The following is a 23,347-nucleotide window of genomic DNA, read 5'->3' as shown; positions in this document are numbered from 1 at the left end:
AACGATTTTTTACTTATTTTTTTATTCAACAACTTAATTAATTAGCTATTTTTTAATTAAAATAATTAAAAATTTAATAAATAATTAATAAATAATTAAAAAATTTAATTAATACTAATTAATACATTTTTAAAGCTAATATGCATCTAATTAGTTGATTAGTGCATTATAACTTTATTTGGAGATATTCAGGTTTATTTTTTCTTTGGATTTTGATAGTATTCATTTTAAACCAGTATCGATTTTCGACGCTGGAGTTATCCTAAATATCTATAATTATATTATTGTTCTTATAGTATATAACTGTTTTGATATTAACAAACGTTTTGTATATATGCTAATATTTAGGCGAACCTAAACATTTATATACTATAAAAACATACTATAACTAAAGATATTTAGGCATACCTAAATTTTAAGGACTGGCTCTGCAAGTACAAACTAAATATTGTCATAAATCACTCCAAAAATGAAAATCTCCAGTTCTTAAAATTTTATGTGCTTCTATCTTTAAATTCTCGGAGGTGAAATGTTGGGAAGAAGCAAAAGTGGAATTTGTGGAAAGAAACAAATTAAACCTACTAATCGAGAAAGAAAAAGAGATCCAAAAGTTGTATCTTTTAGAAGATAAATTTTTGAAATAATATTAGTTAAAAACTTTTAAAAACTTTATTAAATAATATCTTCTAAATTGCTCCCAATATAAACAAAACATTACAAAAAAATTTAAATTATCTTCAAAGTTTTAAATCAAATCCAAATCATAGCACACATTATCCAAAATAAATTCACTAGAAGATTTAATTTATTCAAATCAAATTTAGAGTTTTATTAAAAAAGTTTTTTAATTTCTAAATATTTTGATATTTAGAAGGAATTAATCAGACAGACAAAAAGGATTTAATCTTTTTTGTTGCTGGTTGATTATATTATTTTTATTTTTTAATGATTTTAATTACTATTTTTTTACTAATTTTATTTTTACTGATTTTTTATAATTTTATTTACAATTTTTAAAATTTTATAAAGTATGTTTTATATATGCATATATAACAAGGAACTTTATTTAAAATTCATAATATTTCTAAGATAGATATTTATTAACTAGCTTATTCAAGGTGAAAAAATGGGAAACATGGCTGAAGCAAGAAAGAAAATTCATGAAAGGAATGAAAAAATAGAAAAAGGAAAGAAATCTGAAGTTAAAAAAATAAGAAACTTTTTCTTCGGATGTTGTAATAATAAAGAAAGCAAAAAAGTAAAAGAACACTAATATATTTTTTTTTTTAAAAGAAGAAGTCATGAAATAAATAATTAACTATTAAAGGTTTATTCCATGTCTTTTAAGGATTTTTTTAGGATTATCAACGGTAGCTTTTAAAACTTCTTCTTTTGTTAATCCAGCACCTAATCCTATTTCAATTGCTCTTTCAAAGGTGATTATATCATCAGGAGAGTGGGTATCTGTATCAATAAGAAGGTCATTACCTAGTTCTCTTGCTATATTTGCTACATGTCCATTTCCTAAACAATGGCCTTTTCTTGTACTAATTTCTAAAGCAACATTATTTTTTTTAGCTATTTTTGCTTCTTCATGAGTTATAAGTCCTGGATGAGCTAAAATATCAACTTCCTTACAGTTTACAGAAGCAAAGTTAGTACCTTCTACAACAGGTTCATTTAATGTTTCACCATGAACAAGAACAATTTTAGCACCAAGCTCACGAGCTTTATCTGCAAGCTCAGGAATAGATTCAACTGGTGCATGGGTAATCTCAGCACCTAAAACTACTGTTATATCCCATTTATTGTTTATATCATCAATAGCATCACTAATTTCAGTAATGGTGTTAATATTGGAATAATCAACATGATCTGTAATAGCTATTGCTTCATGTCCTAAGACAAGTGCTCTTCTTGCAAGTTCAGATGGCAAAAGCTCCCCGTCACTGAATAAACTGTGCATATGTAAATCGATTCTTTTATGAGTCAATGATATCTCTCCTTTTATTAAAATGATTAGATTCGTTGATTTTTATTTTTAAACTATTTTTTATAAATTTATAAAATTTTATAAATGTTAAAAATCTAATTTATATTAGTTAAATCTTAATAATCTATTATACTTATAATTTTATTCTTATAATTAATAAATTTATTTTTATTAATATGTGATTTTAAAATTATTAAGTATTTTAAAATTTAATTAAAATTCAAAAGTGTTAAAATGATTTCTGTATTTGTTCCATCTCATATAACTGGCTTTTTTAGTATTTTTGACAATGAGAATCCTTTGTTAAAAGGCTCTTTAGGTGCTGGGGTACTATTAGATAAAGGAGTAATTACTGAAATTAGTAAAATTAAAAAAGAAAAAGAAAATGATAGTTCTAAAGATTTAACAATTATGATAAATGATAAAAAAGATGAATACAATGAAATAATCATTTTAAAAACACTTGAATTAATGAAAAAAGACTTAAACAAGAAGAATATTTTATTTAACTTAGAAAATATTATTATTAATCAAAGAATTCAAGTTCCAATAGGCTGTGGATTTGGAACATCTGCTGCATCTGCTATTGGTACTGCTATTTGTATAAATGAATTTTTTAATTTAGATTTATCCATTGAAGAATGTGGCCAATATGCTCATTTAGCAGAAATATCTTTAGGTACTGGACTCGGAGATGTTATTGCAGAGTTATCTAAAGGCATTGTACTTAGAACTAAGGTAGGAGCTCCAGCTTATGGGGAGGTAAAATCATTAGTTCCACATGAAAAGCAAGGATTCGGTATTTCATTATCTGAAGAGTCTAATTTTTATGTAATTACTAAAACATTTGGAGAAATTTCTACATCTTCTATAATTGAAAATGAAAAGCATAAAAAAGTCATTACAGATGTTGGGTTTGCTATTGGTGAAGAATTTAATAAAAAAGATGATGGAATTGTTATAGGTTCTAAATTTAAATCTAAATTTAATGTAGCAGTTGATAGTGAATTTAATGAAGAAGAAACTATTAAAAAATTTATGAAATCCTCACTATCTTTTGCTAAGAAAACTCATTTAATAAATGATGACTTATTAAAAATTGTACATTTATTAGATGGAAAAGTATTAGGTAGTTCAATGGCAATGTTAGGTAATACCATTTTTGCAATAGCTAATGAAAAACAAAAATTAAAATTAGAAGCAGAATATTATAATGAGTTTGATTTTTATAAATTAGAGACAAAGGGAATTCGTATTAATAATATTAAATAATCATATTATTATTGATATTAATATCATAATTTTATAGAATGTCATGATTTTATGGAATGTCATGATTTTATGGAATATCATAATTATATGGGGGTGATGAAATAATAAAACTCAGTTATGACATGAAAGTTTATAGACAAGATTTAAATGAAGTTTTAGAAAAGACAGACGTTGTTGTTGAATTAGGTTCTCATGTTGGCAGATCTAGTGAGCTTATTTTATATAAATTAAGTACTGGTTCATTAATAAGCATAGATAATAGTCCAGAAGCTATTAAACCTATGGAAAGACTTTCACGATATAATAATAATTTTAGATTTATTAGTGGGGATGTTAGGCTTCATGAGACTTTAGAGGAAGTTGTTAAATCTATTGATAGGTGTGATGTACTATCTATTGATTTAGGGGGAGGTTATCATCCAGATACTGTTTTTAAGGTTTATTATATTTGGTCATCTACATTAAAACCAAGGGATGTTTTAATTAGAAACCAGGGATTAATAGACTTTGTAAATAGTGTTGATTATGATGAGGAATTTGAATCAAGTGAGGGTTGGCTTGAATCCTGTGGAAATCAAGGAATTCCTCCTCGAATTAAAGAGTTTAGTTTATGGACTGATAAGATAGATTAATCTTCTTTGAATAAGAGTTTAGTTTATGGACTGATAAGATAAAATATAATCTTTTTTTAAAATTTTTATCTTTATGAGGGTTTTTTATATTTTTATAAATACATTTATAAAATATAAAAATATATATTATTATGATATAGAAAATTATTAATTATTTTAATTTAGGAATGTGAAAGTTTATGATTAGAAAACAAAAACTTATTATAGCAATTCTTTCTGTAATTCTTATTTGGTTATTAGTTGTTATAGGTAGCTTCTTTGCAGGTCCTGATTTAACGGCAGAAAATAAAACTGTTTTAGTCTTAGCAGCTGATAAATATGAACAACCTAACGGGGGATGTGATATGGCTTATATTGTTCGTTTAGAAGATGGACATTTAAAAGGTTATGATCCATTTTATCCTGGAGGAATGACACATCCATCTCAACCAGCACCTGGAAATCTTAAAGGTAATATGCGAATGCATGACTGTCTGTGGAATGGTGTTGAAGATGGTATGAAATATGCAAAAGAAATTGTAGAGTATCATAATGGAACACATATAGATGCTGTTGTTGTTATCTATGATGAAGGATTAGATAATGTTATTGACTCTGTTAGACCTCTTGAAGTAGATGGTCAAGTAACTAATCTTAGTGCAACAGACATTATACGTGAAAATGATAATTATGCCGGTTATAAAGGTAGAGAGAATATTCATACTGGTACTATGTCTAGATCAGATGCTGTTATGGTATTAGTAAAAGCTCTTTCCAAAGCTGCAAAAGACCCTAGCAAAAAAGAAACAATGGTTAAAGCAGCTTTAGAAGAATATAAAAAAGGAAATATTATTATGACTCCTGAAGGTTCTTTTGCACGTTTACTCGCTACAAAAGGGTTTGAAAGTATTGTATAAGTTTAGTTAAATTTATACAATTTTTCTTTTTATTTTTATATTTTTAGCTATTTTTTACTATTTTTTTATATTTTTAGCTATTTTTAATTAATTTTTTATAATTTTAACTATTTTTAATTAATTTTTTATACTTTTAACTATTTTTTACTATTTTTTTTTATATTGTTAGCTATTTTTTTATATTTTGTATGTTTTAAAATAGTTTCATTGATTTTAATTTGTTGATTTTTTAAAGATAAATATTTAATAAAAAAATTTAGAAAATAAGAAAAATAATGCTTTAATAAATAAAATAGATTAAAAAATAGATTAGATTAAAAGATAAAAAATAGATCAAATTAAAAGATAAAAATAGATCAAATTAAAAAATAAAAAACAGATTATTTTAAGCTATTTGCAGCTTCTTTGCCTGCTAAATAACCAGTTGAAAATGCTATTTGTAAATTATAACCTCCAGTTGGTCCAGCAATTTCAAGGATTTCTCCTGCAAAGTATAGGCCTTCTACAAATCTTGATTGAAGTGTTTTAGAATCGATTTCTTTTGACCTAACCCCTCCAATAGTAACTTTTGCAAGATTTGTTTCTAATGATTCTATTTCAATCACCTGTCTTTTAAGATTTTCAGATATTTTATTTTTTTCTTTTTTAGTAATATTAGCCATTGTTTTATTTGGGCTAATATCTAATTTCATTAAGAAATAATCAATGAAATTATTTGGAAGGAATTTTTTCATATAATTTTTAATTTTTAATGTTCCATTATTTGGGGTATCTTTAGTAATTTGACTTTTAATATCTTCTTCAGTAAAATCAGGAGTAAAATCTATTGAAATTTTATTAGTGTGTAATTCAAGCTTTTCTATTTCGTCATCATCTTTTAGATTTAAGTTTTCATCTAAAATTGTAAATTTAGATTTTTCAATTAACTTATTACTTAAATTAATTACTGCAGGTCCAGTTAGGCCAAAATGACTAATTAAAACATCTCCCTTTACTGAAATTTTTTTCTTTTTATCTTTAAATGAAAGTTCCACATTATTTAAGCTAAGTCCACTTAAACTTCTAAGTAAAAAGTCATCAACATTAAATGAAACAAGTCCAGGTTTTATATCAGTGATAGTATGATTCATTTTTGAAGCTATTTTATATCCATCTCCAGATGAACCTGTAACTGGGTATGTGATACCACCTGTAGATACTATAAGTTTCGATGCATTTAATGATAGTTTATCATTTTGTATTTCAAATACTGGTTGCATTTTTTCATTTAATTCATGTTCAATATCATTTGTATTAATTGGACATTTAGTATATATATCCACTTCTAACTCTTCAAGGTATTCTTCTAAAATATCTAAAATATCATGTGCATCTTCACTATCTGGGAAAACTCTTTTATTATCCTCTTGGTGAAATTCAAGGCCTTTGTTTTCAAATATAGCAAGTAATTTATCTTGAGATAATGTGTATAATGCATGTTTAAGGAAGTTTTTATTTTTATTATAATAGTTTAATTGATTATGAATTGGAGTATTATTAGTAATATTACAACGACCTCCACCAGTTAAAAGAAGCTTTCTTCCTAATGTATCGTTTTTTTCTATGATACATACAGTTTTAGGACCTAATTCTTCTGCTGCTTTTATTGCAGCTATCATACCTGCAGGCCCTCCTCCTATAATTGCTATTTTATATTCTTGCATATTATTACCTTGAATTTATTAGTTTAATACATAATTATTAAAAAATGAGAATTGATATTTAAATTTAGCTGTTTTAAGAAATTAAAAAAAGAAAAATAATAAAGATAAATCACAAAAATATGATAATTTTGATTATCTTTATTGACTATTGTTTATTTTTTACTATTAAGCTATGGAGTTAATCTGTGTCTATCTCTTGGGAAGAGAACAGTTTCTCTAATGTTTTCAACACCAGTTAAAACCATAGCTAATCTGTCAGCACCTACACCCCAACCTGCGTGAGGAGCCATACCATATTCAAATGCTTTTAAGTAACTACCAAATCCATCTGGATTTAAATCTCTTTCAATCATTTGTTTTACTAAAAGATCGTATTGGTGAACCCTAGTAGATCCAGAGGAAATTTCTAAGTTTTTATACATCAAATCAAAAGCATGACTGATTTCTGGTCTGTCTTCGTAAGGCATAGCATAAAATGGTTTAATAGCAGATGGCCAATCAGTTAAGAAGTAGAAACCTTCTTGAGTATCACCTAAAGCTTTTTCTGCTTCTCTAGATAAGTCTTCTCCCCATTCTATATCGATACCTTTAGAGTTAATAATGTCTATTGCATCATCATATTTAAGTTCTGGGAATGGTCCTTCTGGAATAGCACTTAAATCATATTCTAAAACTTCAAGTTCTCTTCCACAGTTTTCTTTAGTAGATTTTAAAACTGCAGTTATCATTCCATCTAATACTCTCATTACATCTACATCATCTGCAAATGAAATTTCACAGTCGATGGAAACAGCTTCGTTTAAGTGTCTTAAAGTATCATGTTCTTCTGCTCTGAAGATTTGACCAATTTCGAATACTTTATCGAATCCAGCACCCATCATCATTTGTTTATATAATTGTGGAGATTGGCCAAGGAATGCTTCCTTTTCAAAGTAAGTAATTGGGAAAAGTTCAGTTCCTCCTTCAGTAGCTGAAGCTACAAGCTTAGGGGTGTTAATTTCAATCATACCTTCTTTGTAGAAGTAATCACGAACGGTTTTCAACATGTTTGCTTTTATTTTAAAGATAGAGCTAACATTGGATTTTCTTAAATCAAGGAATCTTGAGTTTAATCTAGTATCAATTTCAGCTTTAACTTTTTCTGTTGGATCCATAGGTAATGGTTGTTTAGCTGGGTTTAAGGTAATTACTTTAGCTGGAATAATTTCTACACCATTTGGTGCTTTTCCTGCATCTTGTACAGTACCTTCAATTGCAACTACAGATTCTTTTCTAAGTGCCCTTAAATCTTCTAAGATTGATGCATCTATTTTTTTACTTGGTGCAGTTATTTGTACTAATCCATCTCTGTCTCTTATGATTACAAAGATAATTCCGCCTAAGTCTCTTATTTCATGAACCCAACCCATAATAAGGACTTCTTCCCCACTAATTTCAGGGTTTACCTCTTTTGAATAATGAGTTCTTCTTAAATCGCCTAATAAATAATCCACATTATCACCTTAATTATATTTACATAATTTAATTAATAATTTTAATTAATTAATAAATTTGTTTATTAATTTTAAATTTATAATATAGTTTATAATAAATCTACTTTATTTAGTTTTTTTTAATATATTTTATTTAAATTTAGTTTTTTAATGGTTCTTTTTATTTAATCTTATTTTTACTGAATTTGCATGTGCATAGAAACCTTCATATTCAGCTATTGGGAGAATAGTTTTAGCTAATTCTTCAATTCCTTCTTTTGTAATAGTTTGAACAGTAGGTTTTTTAATAAATGATTCAGTAGAAAGACCAGAATACATTTTAGCTCCACCACTTGTTGGTAGAACATGATTAGTTCCAGAACCATAATCTCCAGCAGCTACTGGAGAATATTTACCTAAGAAAATAGAACCTGCATTTTTAATTTTATCAAGTACTGCTTTATCATTTTCAGTACTTATGATTAAATGTTCAGGTGCATAGGTATTTGTAAAATCAATAGCCTCTTCCATATTTTCACAAAGAATAATATGTCCATGCTTTTCTAAGGATTCTTCTATAATTTCACATCTATCTGCCTCTTTTGCAAATTTTTCAATTAAATCTTTTGCATCTCTTGCTATTTTCTCATCATCAGTAACTAAAAAACATGATGCATTAGGGTCATGTTCAGCTTGAGATAAAAAGTCATGAGCAAGATATTCTGGAATAGCAGTTTTATCTGCAAGAACTAAAACTTCAGATGGCCCAGCAGGGAATTCTATATCTACATCACCATAAACTAATTTTTTGGCTCCTGTAACAAATACATTTCCAGGACCTACGATTTTTTCAACTTTTTCAATTGATTCTGTTCCATAGGCCATAGCAGCAATAGCTTGAGCTCCACCACATTTATAGATTTCATCTGCTCCAGATAAATCTGCAGCTACTAAAATAGCATCTAAGATTTTTCCATTTTCTCCTGGAGGAGTACAGCAAATAATTCTTTCAACACCAGCAATTTTAGCAGGAATAACTTCCATTAAAATAGATGAAGGATAAGCAGCTCTACCTCCTGGAACATAACAACCAACACTATTAATTGGTCTTATGATTTGCCCCGCAGTAATTCCTTTGTTTACTTCCATAAACCATTCTTTGGGAATTTGAGCTTTATGGAACTTTTCTATATTTTCAGATGCTCTTTTAAGCGCTTCGATGAGATTTTTATCTAAATTATCATAAGCTTCTTTGATTTCATCTTTAGGAACTTGTAAATTATCTAATTCAGCATTATCAAATTTTGCAGTGTATCTTTTAACAGCTTCATCTTTATTCTCTTTAACATCTTTAAGAATATCTGAAACTATATTTAAGATTTCGTTAATATCTGCTTGTGATCTTTTAATTAAATCATTTACAGTTTCTTTATCATATTTTAGAATTTCCATTCTACCACTCTTTACTAAATAAAATAAACTTAAAACAAATTAATTATAATTTAATTAGTTGTTCTTTTATGCAATTTTATCATTTTTGATTATTTGATTTTTAAATGCATAATTTATAACATTACTAATTATATGTTTTATATTTTATATACATTGTTAATATATTATATAAATCTTAATTTTTTTATTTATTTTTCTAAGATTTTTATCCCTTTTCTTATTTTTTTTATTTATTTTTCTATTATTTCTCAAAATATATTTGTTTATTTTTTTAGATTAATTTAGCTAAGTGTTATTTTGTATATTTTTAAATTTATTTATTAGAAAAATCCTAATTCTATAGATAAATTTGCATATTAAAATTTAATTTAACAAAAAGATTTATATTTTATTTGATACAAAGAATTAAATATAAAAATTTATATAGTAAAACAAAAATTTTAAATACAATTGTCTTTAAAGTACTATTAACAAAAGTAAATAAAAGAATGTAATTATAAATTAATTTTCACTAGTTTAATTTATATGATGGATTTATTTGTTATTTGGTTTAAATCTTTAAAATGAATAAAATTTTTAGATATTATGATGATGTATAATAAGTTTACATATTTTATTTAGATTTGTTATGTCTTTAGAATATTTAAGTTAAATTAATTAAATAGTTTAGTTTAAAAATCAATATTAATATTAATTTTTATAATTTTATAATATAGGAAAGGTATTATATGTATAAGGATGAAATGATTCAATTACATCAATTTTTAGTATATGTTTTAAAATATTTAGATACTGATAACACTGCTCATGAGTTCTGTGAGGATTACCTTGCATTAAATATTAGTCCTCATCACATCCACAGAACTAAAGCAGAACATAAACACGCAATCTTTGTTCTTTCTAATACTATCTCTGAAGTTATTTTGAACAAAGAAGAGGGTTCTGTACCTCCAAATGTTTCAAATGCTTTAAGGGATCTTGTAAGAAGATCTAAAAAAGAATTAAAAGCAGCTGAAGCTGCTCAATCTAAATAATTCTTTTTATTTTTTATTAATTTTTCTTATTTTTTTACTAATATTTTTTAACTAAATTTATTTAGTTATTAATTTTTTAATATTTTTAATATTTTTCACTAATTTTATTGTTTATTTTAGTTATTTCTTATTTTTTTAGTATTTTTAATATTTTTCAATGATTTTTATTAATTATTTATAGTTTATTAAACTAATATAAGTTTTTTATTTTTATTATAATTTCATAATTGTTCTTTATTTTTTCAAATAAATCTAAATATTTATTTTTTATCAATTTTTTAAATTATTCTATTAAAGGATTAAAAAAGAAAACTTTTTATATATTGATTTGTCAATAATTAAATAAGAATTAATTGAAATTTAATTTATAAATTTTAAAGAATAATTTATATTAAGAACTAAACTTTAGATTTTATTTTTATGATTGATGAATAAAAAGGGGATTTTATGACTACTGAAAAAGTTATTTGTTTAGTTGATGGAGAACATTATCTTCCTGTAACTAAAGCGGCTGTAAACTCAATAAATAGCATAGATCATATTGAAGTTGTAGCTCTAGTATTTATTGGTGGAACTGAAAAGCTTAAATTAGGTGATGAAGATAAATACAGTGATTTTTTAGATGCTCCTGTATTCTTCGGTGAAGATAGGGAAGAAATTCCATATAATTTAATTGAAAAAGTTATAAAAAAATATAAAGCAAGTGTTGTAATGGATTTAAGTGATGAACCAGTTTTAGATTATGCAAAAAGGTTTAATATAGCTTCTGTTGTCCTATCTTGTGAAGCTACTTATCAAGGGGCTGATTTTAAATTTGAACCTTTAACACAATATGATATAATGGAAAAACCTTCAATTAAAATCTTTGGAACAGGTAAACGTATAGGTAAAACAGCAGTTTCTGGTTTTGTCTCTCGTTTAATTGATAAAAATGATTATAATCCTTGTGTTGTAGCTATGGGTCGTGGCGGACCTGAAGAACCAGAGATAGTTCATGGTGAAAATATTGAAATTAGTCCTGAATTTTTACTTGAACAATCTAATAAAGGAGTTCATGCTGCTAGTGACCATTGGGAAGATGCTTTAATGAGCCGTATTTTAACAATAGGTTCAAGAAGATGTGGTGGTGGATTAGCTGGAGATGTATTTATAACAAATATGGATAAAGCAGCTAAAAAAGCTAATAAACAAGATGATGCAGAATTTGTAATATTTGAAGGAAGTGGTGCGGCTATTCCTCCAATTAAAACTAATAAAGGCATTGTTTTAGTTGGAGCTAATCAGCCAATAGAAAATATTAAAGGATATTTTGGACCATTTCGTATAAAACTAGGTGATTTAGTAATAATCACTATGTGTGAAGAACCTATGGCAAGTGAAGAGAAAATAAAAGAAATAGAAGAGTTTATTAATAGAATTAATCCAAATGTTGATATTATTCCGACAGTATTTAGACCTAAACCTTTAGGTGATATTTCTGGTAAAAAAGTTTTATTTGTAACAACTGCTCCAGATTCTGTTAGAGATGTTTTATCTAACTATTTAGAAGAAACTTATGATTGTAAAGTTGTTGGATTAAGTTCCCATCTTTCAAATAGACCTCTTCTTAAAGAAGATATTGATAAATATAAAGATGATGTAGATTGTATTGTAACAGAGCTAAAAGCAGCTGCTGTTGATGTAGTAACTAATGAAGCGATTGAATTAGGTATTGAATTAATCTATTGTGACAATATACCTGTTCCAACTAGTGAAAATTATCCAGATTTAGCAGAATCTATTCTAAAGGTTGTTGATAGTGCAATATCTGATTTTGAGTTTAATATTATTTTAGATTAATTGGTTGTTGATTTGAGTTTAATATTATTTTAGATTAATTAGTTGTTGATTTGAGTTTAATATTATTTTAGATTAATTGGTTGTTGATTTGAGTTTAATATTATTTTAGATTAATTGGTTGTTGATTTTGAGCTTATTTATGTTAAAATAATATAAATTATTTATTTATTATTTATTTTTAAAAAGAGGATTAATATGCATTACACAGGACCTGTATATAGGCCACCTCCAGAGGCACATACTCCATTATTAGAGATTACTTACGGTTGTTCATGGAATAAATGTTCTTTTTGCACAATGTATCATGGACAAAAATTTGGATCCTCACCTCTAGAAGATATAAAAGAAGACCTAGAGGAATTATCAAAATATTTTCCTCTAGATTTAAAAAGACTTTTTCTTGTAAATGGTGATGCATTTACACTTTCAACAAATAAATTATTAGAAATTTCAAAATTAATTCATGATTACCTTCCTAAAATTGAATGTTTAAGTGCTTATGCTTCAATAAGAAATATTAAAACAAAATCAATTGATGATTTAGAAAAATTAAAAGAGGAAGGATTTAATGATTTATATATTGGCCTTGAAACTGCATATGATCCTGCTTTAAAATTAATGAAAAAAGGTTATGATAGTAAAGATGAATATAATCAATTATCCAAACTAAAAGAAATAGGAATGGATTATAATGCTCTTTTAATGTTAGGTGTTGCAGGTAGTGGAAATTATAAAGAGAATGTCAATGCAACGGTTGATTTATTAAATACTTTTAAACCAAAGATCGTTGGCCCATTAACTACTTCGATAGCTGAAAATTCTCATTTGTATAAAATGAAAACTAATCAAGAATTTGTTGAAGCAACTGAAAGAGAAAAATTAAATGAAGAATTATTGCTTTTAGAAAAATTGGAAATGGATGATGATTGTTATTTCTTTGGAAGTCATCCTTATAATTTAATAAGATTCAGCGATAATTTTAAAAATAAAGAAAAGATGATTAAAAATCTTAAAGAGAATATGGATAAAATAGATGAGTTAAAACCTGGTTTACTTGATAGTGTACTTCCAAGAGCTAATTTGTGAGTTGGATATTTTTTGAATCTTATTTTATACAGCTTAAATAGATTTGATACTTTCTTTTTATATTTTTTTTAATTAATCGAATGAAATTTTAACTACTTTTATTTTTAATCAATCAAATAAAGTTTTAACTATTTTTCAAAAACCATTAAAATTAAAATTCTAAAAAGATTTAAATATTTTAGTAATAATATATATTTACAATATAAAGAATTACTATAAAAATATTCATAGAATTATTCATAAAAATATGCCTTGTTGGTATTGATTTTAATCTTTTATAGTATTAGAATTATTTAATAAAGAAGATTTAAGGTCTATTAAGATTTAAAGCATTCATTAAAAAGAATTAATTAAAATAAATTATAAACTTTTAAAGGTGATATCTTGAAAGTTATTATTGATGCAGCAAATGTTGCACATTTTCAAAAAGAGGAAGGTTCAAAAGCTAAATTAAAAAATATTACTTTGGCTGTTAAAGTTTTAGAACAAGCTAATCATGACTTTTTAATTATAGCAGATGCTTCCTTACGTCATAATATTGATGATAAAGAAACTTTTGTAAAATTAGTTGATGATGGAATTATTGATGAAGTACCTGTAGGAACTATTGCGGATCATTATATTCTTGATTTAGCTTATGAAGAGGATGCAAAAGTCTTATCTAATGATAAATTTAGAGATTTCATGTCTGAATTCCCAGATATTAATAGTATAAGAATTCCTTTCTCCATTAACGATAATGGACTGGTTATGGGTAAAACCAAAAAGCCTAAGAAGGTTAAGAATCTTTTACAAAATATTTGTGATGAAACATTAAATGAATTAGAAAGAAAGCGTTGGGTAGTTTACAAAGGTAAAGAAACAACTAAATTTACTCCACTAAACATAGCTAAACAAGCTATTTTATTGCTTGATCAATCTGAACATGATGATGTTTCTTCAAAAATAGAGGGGATATTTTCCAGATTACCAATGTTTGATAAAGTTATGGAAATGGTAGATGATGTAGAAACATCTGTTCCTTATGTAATTTTTGTTCTTGTTCATCCTAAAGATTATAAAGCTGCTGTTAAAGATGCAGGTAATATTTCTGTTACTGTAGCAGATAGATTAAGGCTAGTTCATAAGCCATTAATAGCAGTTCGTAATGATTTATTTATTAAACCAGGTTATTTTGGTTTAAATATTGTTTTAACTGATGAAGTGGAGGATAATCCCCCATATAATATTGAAATTCAAACAAATACTTATGATGAAGTCTTTATTAAAAAGAATTCAAGAAATATTGCAAGTACAATTGCAGGTAGATTAGGTTCTTGGAAGTTTCCATTTGTTTCAGTTAAACCAAATATGATTTTAGAAAAACCAGGTGAATTTGAAATTTATCTAGAAAAGAATTCTAAGAAAAAGAAAGAAAATGATTAATTTAATCAAACAATTAATTGTTTTCTCAATTAATAATTAATCATCTTTCAATTTATTAATTGTATATCAAATTAACTATATTTTTATTAATTATATGATTTTTTTATTTCTTTAAATAATCATTTTTATCAAATAACTAATTATTTTAATTAAAAAAACTAATAGGAGGTAAAATATGGCGGACCATAGCATAATAAGAAAAATATTTTCTTTAATTACAAAACATGACATTATTAGTATTGGTACTAAATATTTCCCAACCACTCCATTAGAAACTGAATATGTAGATATGTTTAATTATACTCAAACTATGCTTATGGAGATTGATAAAGCGAATATTACTACTGAAAGTATTTTCACTAACTTAGTTAGAGATGTTGGCCGTGAAAATATTCCAGAAAATCATAGCTTTTATGAATTACTTCCTGCTCAAGATAAGATTGAAGAATATGCTCTTGTAAGTAATATTATTATGGGTAGTGACCGTTATATGTATATTGAGCTTTCAGAGCCTTCTAATATTATTAATTTTTTCACAGACATTATCTTAAGAGAAAAAGGGGATATTATTGAAAGAAGCGAAACAGAAATCGTTTCAAGATTAATGTCTAAAAATGATGCAATTAGAGTGGCTATTAGATTAGTAGGTATTGGCCTTGATAATGGAGTACATGTAAGGGCTGCTGCTGGTATGACTGGTGCTGCAGCTATTGAAAGATCAATTAAATTCAATAAAGAAGTTGGAAATTCTCCGGGTGTTGCATTTACTAAATTGGGTGGTGAATATGCACTTGTTTTAGATACTCCTTTCAAATTGGCGGAATCTGAACCACCAGAGTTCCAACAATACTTATTTATTGATATTGTAGACTCAACTAATTTTATTTCTAAGTATGGTAGAAATAAACTTGTTGAATTAATGACAAGTGTTAAAGAGTTTATGGAAGATTGTGAAGGGCATATTGAAGGTTATCGTGAAGGTGGAGATGACTTAATTGCAAAATTCCCAAGTAAAGATGTAGCTATTCGTGCAGGACTTGACTGTGCATGGTTTATTCTCAATAATGGTGCTAAAGTTAAAATTGGTATTGGTAGAAGTAGAAGAGAAGCTGGTGAACGTGCAAATATTGCAGAAGAAATTAAAGGGTTTGGTGCATTATCTTTAGTAGTATTTGATTTAGCTAATGGTTTATATGCTTATAATATTCCTTCAGATTTTACAAGAACTATATGTGAACTTTTATCTAATAAAAAAAGTAAAATGATTACTGCATTTATTGTAATGTTTATTTTATGTTATTTATTTGCTATAATGGGTATGGCTATTTATGGTGTATTAGTTGTTTTAATCGCTGTAGCATATTATACATTTAAATAAATCGGTGTTTTTAAAATTTTTAATTTAATTATTTTTACATTATTTTTAATTTCTTAATGGTTTAAAGGGTATATTATTATAATTGTGGTGAAATTAATGGCAATAGGTGGTAGAGGACTTAGGAATTCTAAAAAAGCTAAAGATAAAAATGTTTTAAAAATTAGAAGTCCTAATAATGCTAGAGAATCTAGACACTCTAATAATTCTAGAAACTCTAGAGCTTCTATGGATTCCAGAACTGTTAAACAAGCTAGAAGCTCTAAACAAGTAATTTTAATGGTAATCATTTTAATTGCTTTTATATGTGGTTTAGCTTTAGGCATTTCAATGATTATAGGTATTGTTGACTCAGATTCATCAGATTCTGGAGATGTACATTATATGAATGTAACTAATAATATAACAAAGTATGAGAATAATAGTTATGATTTAAAAGATGAAAATGGAACTCACATTTTATACTATGATTTTAATGAAAATGTTACAGAAGGTCAGAATATCACTGCATTCAATGCCTCTCAATCGGTGAATATTTATTAACTTTTATTTAATATTTATTCTCTATTATTTTTTAAATCTGCTTTTATTGCTTCATTGTTTTTTAAATTATTTTTAATAGATTTTAAAAAATTTTTATTTTCAGTTAATTTTATGAGTTTAATATAATTTTACAAATTTAATCTATAAAAGGGATATCATGTCTAATATTAATGTTATTAAAGGAGGAATATGTGCTGTTGAAGGTGTAAGGGCAGCGGGGACTCGTGAAGGCAAGTATGGCCTTACTGTTATCGAATCAAAAGATAGTAACGCTTCAGCAGTTTTTACATCAAATAAGGTTGTAGCTGCTCCTGTAATTCATACAAAGGAAATGATTAAAGGGGGAAAACTATCTTTAGTTGTTGCAAATAGTGGAAATGCAAACTGCTTTACAGGTAAAGATGGAATAGCTGATTGTGATAAAACTATTGAAATTGCATCTGAAATCACTAAGATTCCATCTAATGAAATAGCTACTGCATCAACTGGTGTAATAGGTAGAAGAATGCCTATGGATATTATTTTGCCATTGATGGAGGAATCTATTTCTAAACTAGATCACTCTATAGAAAGTTCAACAGATGCTGCTAAATCGTTAATGACTACTGATACTTATCATAAAGAATTTGCTGTAGAAACAAGAGTTAATGGTGAAAAAGTAACTATCGGTGGAATTACCAAAGGGGTAGGTATGATTGCACCAAATATGGGTACTATGTTATGTTTCTTAGCAACTGATGCAGTGATATCATTTGAAATGATTAGTAAAGCATTGAAATCTGCAGTTAATAAAAGTTTTAATATGATTGTTGTAGATGGTGATGAAAGTACTAATGATATGGCAATATTAATGGCAAATGGTAAATCTGGTGTTGATGTAGTAGAAAATGATGAGGTAAATAAGGATTTCCAAGAGGCTCTTGACTTTTTGTGTATTTCTTTAGCTAAAATGATGGCTCGTGATGGTGAAGGTGCTAGTAAATTTATTGAATGTAAAGTCACTGGTGCTAAATCTGTTGAAGATGCTATTAAAGCTTCTAAGTCTGTAATTGGCTCGTCCCTTGTTAAATCAGCGATTTTTGGTGGAGATCCTAATTGGGGAAGAATTGTAGCTGCTATCGGTTATTCTGGTTGTGAAATGAATCAAAATACTATCTCAGTTTCACTAAATTCTGATGATGGAAAAGAAGCTATTTTAGTAGATAATGGAAAAATCTTAGCATTTGATGGAACAGAAAACCTTGAATATGCTGAGGAGATTATGCAAGAGAGAACAGTTAATATTTTAGTAAACTTAAATCAAGGTTTATATACTGCAACTGCATGGGGTTGTGATTTAACATATGATTATGTAAAAATTAATGCAGAGTATACTAGTTAAAAAACAGTTAAAAAACTAGCATATATCTACTAATTTTATATTCTCTTTTAAAATTTTTAATTATATTCATTTTTTTTGAATCTTATTCATTATTTTCATTAATATTATTTGATTTATATTTGTAATCTAATTTATAAGGTTTTTAGCATTATTTTAAAATATTTATGGGTAAAGTTTATATAACTTAAAAATAAATATTTTATTAGGTTTTATTATTAAAGCTTTTTTTATATAAAATTATATCATATTTACTTTAATATGATGATTTCTATTTTATTATTTTATCAATATTATTTTATAGATTAGTCTTGTTAAATAATATTATTATCAAAAATTAAAGGAGGATTATTATGGCAAAGGTAAAAGGAACCAATAAAAGAACTAGACCTAAAAGATCTTACAAAAAGCCAGGTAGTAAAAAAGGAAGAGGAGTTAAACAAACTTGGAAAAAATAATTTTCCAATTTAACTATCTTTCTAACTTTTAATTTTCTTAACAAATTTAGATAAATTAAAAAAATTATTTTAATTATACAAATTTTAATAAAATTCATCTAAATATTATTTAATATTATTTCTTAGAATTAATATTATTTCTTAAATAAACATTTTATTAGGTTTTAAGATTTTAAAGATTAGTTAATTATTTTTTGGTGTTTTTATGGATAATGAAGACAAAAAATCAAAGAAAAAATCAAAAAAACCTTCTAAAAACTTACTCTATTTTTTAATCATTTTAATTGTCATACTTGCAGAGGGCTTTATTCTTTGTTATGACTATGCAACAAGTGAAGACAGCTTATTACAATATATTTCTGATGATTACCCTATTTTAAATAATGTTTTAAAATATATTCCAACAGATTTAACAAACTCTAATTCTACAGATTTGTCAACATCACAAAAACCAATTAAAACCATTGGTAAAAATAGTATAGGAACTGTAACTCTTGAAGGGCCTTATGGTAATAACAAATCTTCAGTAAAAATTGCATATATTTTAGGACAGCACCCAAGAGAATCTAATGCTCATGATGCAATTTATAAAAGTCTTTTAAATTCCTCTGATTACTTGAATTATTCTTATTATGTTTATAGGATTAATGTCAGCGCTGAAAGCGAGGATTTTGAAGAAAGTAGGATGAATGGCCAATTGCTTGCTCAAAATTTTGTTGTTAATGATGTGGTGAAAAACAATTATAATCTAGCTATTGATATTCACTCTTCAAATGGTGGCTATGTACAGGATCCTTATATATTTGCACCTATTTCTACAGATTTAGTTGCTTATGATTCTGCAAATAATATAACAAAGACTTTAAAGAATATTATTTACTATGAACCTGCAAGTTATTCAAGTCCACAGTATTCTACAATTCCTATAGATGAAGGGGGAGTTCCAGCTATTGTATTTGAAATGCGTGGAAACCCAGATTACAGTTTGGAAACTGGAGCAAATCAATTTATTCACGCTGTTGATAAATTGATTTTATAATTCTTTTTAAATTTTCTCTTTTTTTAATTTATAAATTTTATGAATTGTTCAGTTTATAATTTTCTTTTAATTTTTTATTAATTTATAAAAGATTATTTAATTTTTCTAATTCTTTGTTTATTCAATTAAATTATAAAACGCTGAACATTATATTCTTTATTTCTTATTTACTAAACCTTGTTTAGTCTTTTTTAGATTTAATTAAAAATATTTAAATATATAAAATTAGATATAATTAATTAGAGTATCATAAACTTATGATATTTGGAAGGTGATAAAATGGGTAAATTAGATGGAAAAGTAGCGATTGTAACTGGAGCAACCTCTGGTATGGGAAGAGCATCAGCTAAATTATTTGCAAGAGAAGGTGCTAAAGTAGTAATAACTGGAAGAAATGAAGAAAGAGCAAAGGCTGTTGTAGATGACATTAAAGAAGCTGGTGGAGAAGCAATTTATGTAATTGTAGACATGGCTAACTTAGATGAAGTACCTAAGGTCTTTGAAGAAACTATGGATGCATATGGTACTATTGATGTTCTTTTTAACAATGCAGGTATGTTGAGTATGTCTCCATTAATGGATGTGACACTTGAAGAATGGACAAAAGTATTTAATGTAAATGTAACTTCTGCATTATTACTTACTCAATTAGTTGCACCTATAATGAAAGAAAAAGGTAAAGGGACTATTATTAACACTTGTTCTGTAGCATCCTTTGGAGCTCACCATGGATTTGCTGCATATGTAGACAGTAAACATGCAATGATGGGTTTAACTAGATCTATGGCTTGGGAATTAGGTCCTGAAATAAGATGCAATGGTATTGCACCAGGTCTTATCCACACTGCAATGGTAGATGGTATCGGTGGTCCTTCTGCATTACAACAAATGATTGATCAATGTCCTGTACGAAGATGCGGTGAACCTGATGATATTGCTTACATGGCATTATTCTTAGCAAGTGATGACTGTACTTTCTTAGATGGTCAAATTATTAAAGTAGATGGTGGATTTGAAATATAATCCTCCTTTAACTTTTTATTTATGAATATTTTTAATATTCATTTTTTTTATTTCTTTTATTTTGATATTATTGGTTTTTTTAAATCCTTTGCTTATTTTTTTAATATTTTGAGTTTCTTTTTTTAAATCCTTTGATTGTTTTTTTATTTTGGTTTTATTAGTTTTTTTAAATTCTTTGATTGTTTTTTTTATTGTCGTTATGAAAATAATTATATAACAGTATTAATAAATTAATATTAATTATAATCAAAAATAAGTATCTAATTCATTTTATTAAATTAGATACTCATTTGTTTATTTATAAGTTTTTATGTTTAATTATTAATTTAAAAGGTGGTTATTTATGGCAAATAAAACTGGTATTTTACCTGCTAATGGACATAGGATTCAAGGTAGGTCAAGTGAGTCATTTTTGAATGCTCATGATATTATTATGGAGCTAAACCTTAAAGGTAATGAAGTATTTATGGATGCGGGATGTGGAGATGGACATGCAGCGCTTGAAGCTGTTGAAATATTAGATGATGATGCTACTATTTATGCAATAGACATTTATGAACCTTCTATTGAAGATTTAATTAAAGAAAAGGAAGAAAAAGCTATTGATAATCTTTTCCCAATTTGTGCAGATATTTCAGATCATATTGATTTGGATGATGATTTAGTGGATGTTATTCTTTTAATCAATGTATGGCACGGATTTAAAGCAACTAGAAGAATGGATAAGGCTATTGAAGAACTTAAAAGAATTCTTAAACCTAGTGGTAAGCTTGCAATTATGGACTATAAAAAACAAGAAGCAAGACATGGACCTCCTATAACCGTAAGAAGCAGTCCGGAAGATTTAGAAGAAGTATTTAAAGAACATGGTATGGATTTATTCTCTTTAAATCCAGATACTGGTGAGGATATTCCTCAAGGTAAGTCTCATTATTTAATTGTTTTTCAAAAATAGTTAATTTTAACTATTTTTTATTTTTATTATTATTTTCACTAATTCTAATTTTAAAAAAATGAAAAATAAATAAATAATATAAATGGAGAAAGATTATTTATTTATTTTTAGCAAAAAATTTTATATTTTCAATAATTTATTTTATTTTTAAATTATTTTTTTTATATTTTCAATAATTTATTTTATTTTTAAATTATTTTTTTATATTTTCAATAGCTTATTTTATTTTTAAACCTCAGTTGCACTAACTACATCATAAAAAAATGCTTCAGGTTCCTCAGAGAGTTTTTTAGTGAAATTAAGATTGAATTTACCATTTTTTGTACTATCTATTTTAGTATTATAACTATCTAATAGATCATTGTCTTTATAGAAATTTACCTTAATTTCAATGTCTTTATAGTCTTTTCCATTAATAGAGCTTATACTTTGACTAAATGAATATTCTTTTTTATCATCATTCCAATTTGTATTTGGTTTGATGGAATAATCAAATAAATCAGTAAGTTCAGAGCTTTCAGGGATAGAATTATTAGAAAATACTAGAAAAGCACAAATTGCAATGATTGCAACTATCACCACAATTATACCTATAGTAATTTTTTTATCCATATTTAACCTCCTTCATATGCCGTTATAAACTATTTTATAAATTATTATTTATAAGTTTTTTTTTTTGTGTTGATAAAATAATAAAAGTTTATTATTTATTTAGTTTATTAATTTTTTTTAATTTTAGCACTTGTTAAAGCTTCATCTGAAACATAGTAATATTTGTAAATTGGTTCTAATGTTTTATATTTTCCCCATACAGTATAATATCCTTTAACATATTGCCACTTAGAAAATGAAACATGCCCCCCTTTTACTACAGGTCTTAATACCCAACCATATTTTCTTATAAATCCATATTTCCAAACTACTTTATAACCAATGACTTTTTTCTTTAAACCTTTTCCAGAGATACTTAAACATTGATCTTTATCTAAAATACTTATTTGATTTCTGATTAATTCTTCTTTTAAATCGATTGACTTATCATTAGATAAGACAATTGCCTTTTTATTAAAATATGAATTAAATTCATCAATAGTGAAATTAATATTTCCTTCAGTTGAATCAGCTAGGAAAACATGTGTATCCGTTACTTTTCTAACAACACTCCAATGTTCACATCCATTAAGGTTTAAATTAACTATATAATTTTCTTTAAGGCTTTTAGTCTCTATTTCAACACCATAGGCACTGAAATTATAATATTTTGTAGCATCTATTAGAGATTGCATGGTTGTTCCATGTGAGCTGGTATTTGTATGTTTGGATAGTTCATTTAAACTAAGATTAAGTCCAAATTTATTTAATACAGTTGCAAGAGATGCAGGACCACAACTAAAATTATCATTAGCTATTACTATACCGGTAGTGTCTTTTTCTTTCTCTTCTATTATTTCTACATCATCAACCAAATCATCAATATTATCTTCTTGTTTGGAATCATTAATTTCTTCAAATTGCTCATTATCATTAGATTTTAAATCATCTCTAGGAATTTGGTTTAATTCATCATCCTCATCATTTAGATATTTATCAATTAGATTTCTATCAAAATTTCCAGTATCTTTATTTATTTGATCTAATTCAATTGAATCTACATTTGTATTTATATCATTAAATTCTGTTGAATTAGTATCTGAAGCAGCTACTTGGCCCATTATTAAAAATAAAGATATAATACATATAATTAAAATCTTTTTATTTATTTTTAACATATT

At 26.1% G+C, this 23,347-nt stretch carries 20 protein-coding genes; 14 read left to right on the top strand and 6 right to left on the bottom strand.

Going from position 1 to position 23,347, the window contains the following annotated elements; genetic code table 11:
• The first annotated feature begins 1,126 nt into the window (after positions 1–1,126).
• Positions 1,127–1,273 carry a hypothetical protein gene (locus BM020_RS09595; protein ID WP_158499585.1) on the top strand — a complete coding sequence of 49 codons (147 nt, stop codon included), beginning with the start codon at positions 1,127–1,129 and terminating at the stop codon, positions 1,271–1,273.
• Positions 1,274–1,321: 48 nt separating this feature from the next.
• Here BM020_RS09595 and BM020_RS05575 read toward each other — a convergent pair whose 3' ends face one another.
• Entirely contained in the window at positions 1,322–1,993 is a 672-nt protein-coding gene (locus BM020_RS05575) for a histidinol phosphate phosphatase domain-containing protein (RefSeq protein ID WP_256379539.1), read from the bottom strand.
• Between the two features lie 234 nt (positions 1,994–2,227).
• Here BM020_RS05575 and BM020_RS05570 point away from each other — a divergent pair, with 234 nt between their 5' ends.
• The 3 genes from BM020_RS05570 (at position 2,228) to BM020_RS05560 (ending at position 4,793) form a co-directional block, all read left to right on the top strand.
• Positions 2,228–3,265, top strand: coding sequence for a pantoate kinase (locus tag BM020_RS05570; RefSeq protein ID WP_067146080.1), 1,038 nt, complete (start codon positions 2,228–2,230; stop codon positions 3,263–3,265).
• 101 nt (positions 3,266–3,366) lie between these two features.
• Entirely contained in the window at positions 3,367–3,897 is a 531-nt protein-coding gene (locus BM020_RS05565; protein ID WP_067146082.1) for a class I SAM-dependent methyltransferase, read from the top strand.
• 179 nt (positions 3,898–4,076) lie between these two features.
• Complete coding sequence (locus BM020_RS05560) at positions 4,077–4,793, top strand: DUF4012 domain-containing protein (protein ID WP_074798534.1); 717 nt, start codon at positions 4,077–4,079, stop codon at positions 4,791–4,793.
• Between the two features lie 380 nt (positions 4,794–5,173).
• Here the strand turns inward: BM020_RS05560 and BM020_RS05555 are convergent, their stop codons facing one another.
• From BM020_RS05555 to hisD, 3 genes are all read right to left on the bottom strand, one after another.
• On the bottom strand, positions 5,174–6,496 hold the full coding sequence (locus BM020_RS05555; protein ID WP_074798532.1) for a BaiN/RdsA family NAD(P)/FAD-dependent oxidoreductase: 1,323 nt from the start codon (positions 6,494–6,496) through the stop codon (positions 5,174–5,176).
• A 170-nt stretch (positions 6,497–6,666) separates the two neighbouring features.
• On the bottom strand, positions 6,667–7,989 hold the full coding sequence (aspS, locus tag BM020_RS05550) for an aspartate--tRNA(Asn) ligase (protein ID WP_074798529.1): 1,323 nt from the start codon (positions 7,987–7,989) through the stop codon (positions 6,667–6,669).
• A 147-nt stretch (positions 7,990–8,136) separates the two neighbouring features.
• A complete protein-coding gene (gene hisD / locus BM020_RS05545) occupies positions 8,137–9,420 on the bottom strand; it encodes a histidinol dehydrogenase (RefSeq protein ID WP_067146090.1) in 1,284 nt (427 codons plus the stop codon).
• Positions 9,421–10,148: 728 nt separating this feature from the next.
• Between hisD and BM020_RS05540 the strand changes: the two genes are divergently transcribed.
• The 10 genes from BM020_RS05540 to BM020_RS05495 all read left to right on the top strand — a co-directional run bounded on the left by BM020_RS05540 (position 10,149) and on the right by BM020_RS05495 (position 21,575).
• Positions 10,149–10,454, top strand: a complete 306-nt coding sequence (locus BM020_RS05540) for a UPF0058 family protein (RefSeq protein ID WP_067146092.1) — start codon at positions 10,149–10,151, stop codon at positions 10,452–10,454.
• Between the two features lie 447 nt (positions 10,455–10,901).
• Positions 10,902–12,293, top strand: coding sequence for a 2,3-diphosphoglycerate synthetase (locus BM020_RS05535; protein WP_067146094.1), 1,392 nt, complete (start codon positions 10,902–10,904; stop codon positions 12,291–12,293).
• Positions 12,294–12,488: 195 nt separating this feature from the next.
• Positions 12,489–13,379, top strand: a complete 891-nt coding sequence (locus BM020_RS05530) for a radical SAM protein (protein WP_074798524.1) — start codon at positions 12,489–12,491, stop codon at positions 13,377–13,379.
• A gap of 384 nt (positions 13,380–13,763) precedes the next feature.
• Positions 13,764–14,804 (top strand): NYN domain-containing protein, encoded by a 1,041-nt coding sequence (locus BM020_RS05525; RefSeq protein WP_074798523.1) that lies wholly within the window; start codon positions 13,764–13,766, stop codon positions 14,802–14,804.
• Positions 14,805–14,979: 175 nt separating this feature from the next.
• Positions 14,980–16,182, top strand: coding sequence for a hypothetical protein (locus BM020_RS05520; protein ID WP_067146101.1), 1,203 nt, complete (start codon positions 14,980–14,982; stop codon positions 16,180–16,182).
• Positions 16,183–16,278: 96 nt separating this feature from the next.
• Positions 16,279–16,722, top strand: coding sequence for a preprotein translocase subunit SecE (locus tag BM020_RS05515; RefSeq protein ID WP_067146103.1), 444 nt, complete (start codon positions 16,279–16,281; stop codon positions 16,720–16,722).
• A gap of 157 nt (positions 16,723–16,879) precedes the next feature.
• Positions 16,880–18,103, top strand: a complete 1,224-nt coding sequence (gene argJ / locus BM020_RS05510) for a bifunctional ornithine acetyltransferase/N-acetylglutamate synthase (RefSeq protein WP_067146105.1) — start codon at positions 16,880–16,882, stop codon at positions 18,101–18,103.
• 660 nt (positions 18,104–18,763) lie between these two features.
• Positions 18,764–19,597 carry a hypothetical protein gene (locus BM020_RS05505; RefSeq protein ID WP_067146109.1) on the top strand — a complete coding sequence of 278 codons (834 nt, stop codon included), beginning with the start codon at positions 18,764–18,766 and terminating at the stop codon, positions 19,595–19,597.
• 279 nt (positions 19,598–19,876) lie between these two features.
• On the top strand, positions 19,877–20,620 hold the full coding sequence (locus BM020_RS05500; protein WP_067146111.1) for an SDR family NAD(P)-dependent oxidoreductase: 744 nt from the start codon (positions 19,877–19,879) through the stop codon (positions 20,618–20,620).
• 343 nt (positions 20,621–20,963) lie between these two features.
• Complete coding sequence (locus BM020_RS05495) at positions 20,964–21,575, top strand: class I SAM-dependent methyltransferase (protein ID WP_074798521.1); 612 nt, start codon at positions 20,964–20,966, stop codon at positions 21,573–21,575.
• A 228-nt stretch (positions 21,576–21,803) separates the two neighbouring features.
• On the opposite strand, the gene BM020_RS05490 is transcribed toward BM020_RS05495, so the two are convergent.
• Together BM020_RS05490 and BM020_RS05485 are read right to left on the bottom strand one after the other, a co-directional pair.
• Positions 21,804–22,187 carry a hypothetical protein gene (locus tag BM020_RS05490; RefSeq protein WP_067146115.1) on the bottom strand — a complete coding sequence of 128 codons (384 nt, stop codon included), beginning with the start codon at positions 22,185–22,187 and terminating at the stop codon, positions 21,804–21,806.
• 107 nt (positions 22,188–22,294) lie between these two features.
• Complete coding sequence (locus BM020_RS05485) at positions 22,295–23,344, bottom strand: cysteine peptidase family C39 domain-containing protein (protein WP_074798519.1); 1,050 nt, start codon at positions 23,342–23,344, stop codon at positions 22,295–22,297.
• Positions 23,345–23,347: the final 3 nt, after the last annotated feature.

The organism is Methanobrevibacter olleyae, from assembly GCF_900114585.1.
In the GTDB taxonomy this organism is placed as follows: Archaea; Methanobacteriota; Methanobacteria; order Methanobacteriales; family Methanobacteriaceae; genus Methanobrevibacter; species Methanobrevibacter olleyae.
This window is presented reverse-complemented; position numbering and strand designations above follow the sequence as displayed.

Coding starts and splice junctions, on each gene's coding strand:
- BM020_RS05490 (WP_067146115.1), bottom strand. CDS start 22,187: ATGGATAAAAAAATTACTATAGGTATAATTGTGGTGATAGTTGCAATC.
- BM020_RS05505 (WP_067146109.1), top strand. CDS start 18,764: ATGGATAATGAAGACAAAAAATCAAAGAAAAAATCAAAAAAACCTTCT.
- BM020_RS05520 (WP_067146101.1), top strand. CDS start 14,980: ATGGCGGACCATAGCATAATAAGAAAAATATTTTCTTTAATTACAAAA.
- BM020_RS05535 (WP_067146094.1), top strand. CDS start 10,902: ATGACTACTGAAAAAGTTATTTGTTTAGTTGATGGAGAACATTATCTT.
- BM020_RS05570 (WP_067146080.1), top strand. CDS start 2,228: ATGATTTCTGTATTTGTTCCATCTCATATAACTGGCTTTTTTAGTATT.
- BM020_RS05485 (WP_074798519.1), bottom strand. CDS start 23,344: ATGTTAAAAATAAATAAAAAGATTTTAATTATATGTATTATATCTTTA.
- BM020_RS05555 (WP_074798532.1), bottom strand. CDS start 6,496: ATGCAAGAATATAAAATAGCAATTATAGGAGGAGGGCCTGCAGGTATG.
- BM020_RS05540 (WP_067146092.1), top strand. CDS start 10,149: ATGTATAAGGATGAAATGATTCAATTACATCAATTTTTAGTATATGTT.
- BM020_RS09595 (WP_158499585.1), top strand. CDS start 1,127: ATGGGAAACATGGCTGAAGCAAGAAAGAAAATTCATGAAAGGAATGAA.
- BM020_RS05495 (WP_074798521.1), top strand. CDS start 20,964: ATGGCAAATAAAACTGGTATTTTACCTGCTAATGGACATAGGATTCAA.
- hisD (WP_067146090.1), bottom strand. CDS start 9,420: ATGGAAATTCTAAAATATGATAAAGAAACTGTAAATGATTTAATTAAA.
- BM020_RS05500 (WP_067146111.1), top strand. CDS start 19,877: ATGGGTAAATTAGATGGAAAAGTAGCGATTGTAACTGGAGCAACCTCT.
- BM020_RS05515 (WP_067146103.1), top strand. CDS start 16,279: ATGGCAATAGGTGGTAGAGGACTTAGGAATTCTAAAAAAGCTAAAGAT.
- BM020_RS05560 (WP_074798534.1), top strand. CDS start 4,077: ATGATTAGAAAACAAAAACTTATTATAGCAATTCTTTCTGTAATTCTT.
- BM020_RS05530 (WP_074798524.1), top strand. CDS start 12,489: ATGCATTACACAGGACCTGTATATAGGCCACCTCCAGAGGCACATACT.
- argJ (WP_067146105.1), top strand. CDS start 16,880: ATGTCTAATATTAATGTTATTAAAGGAGGAATATGTGCTGTTGAAGGT.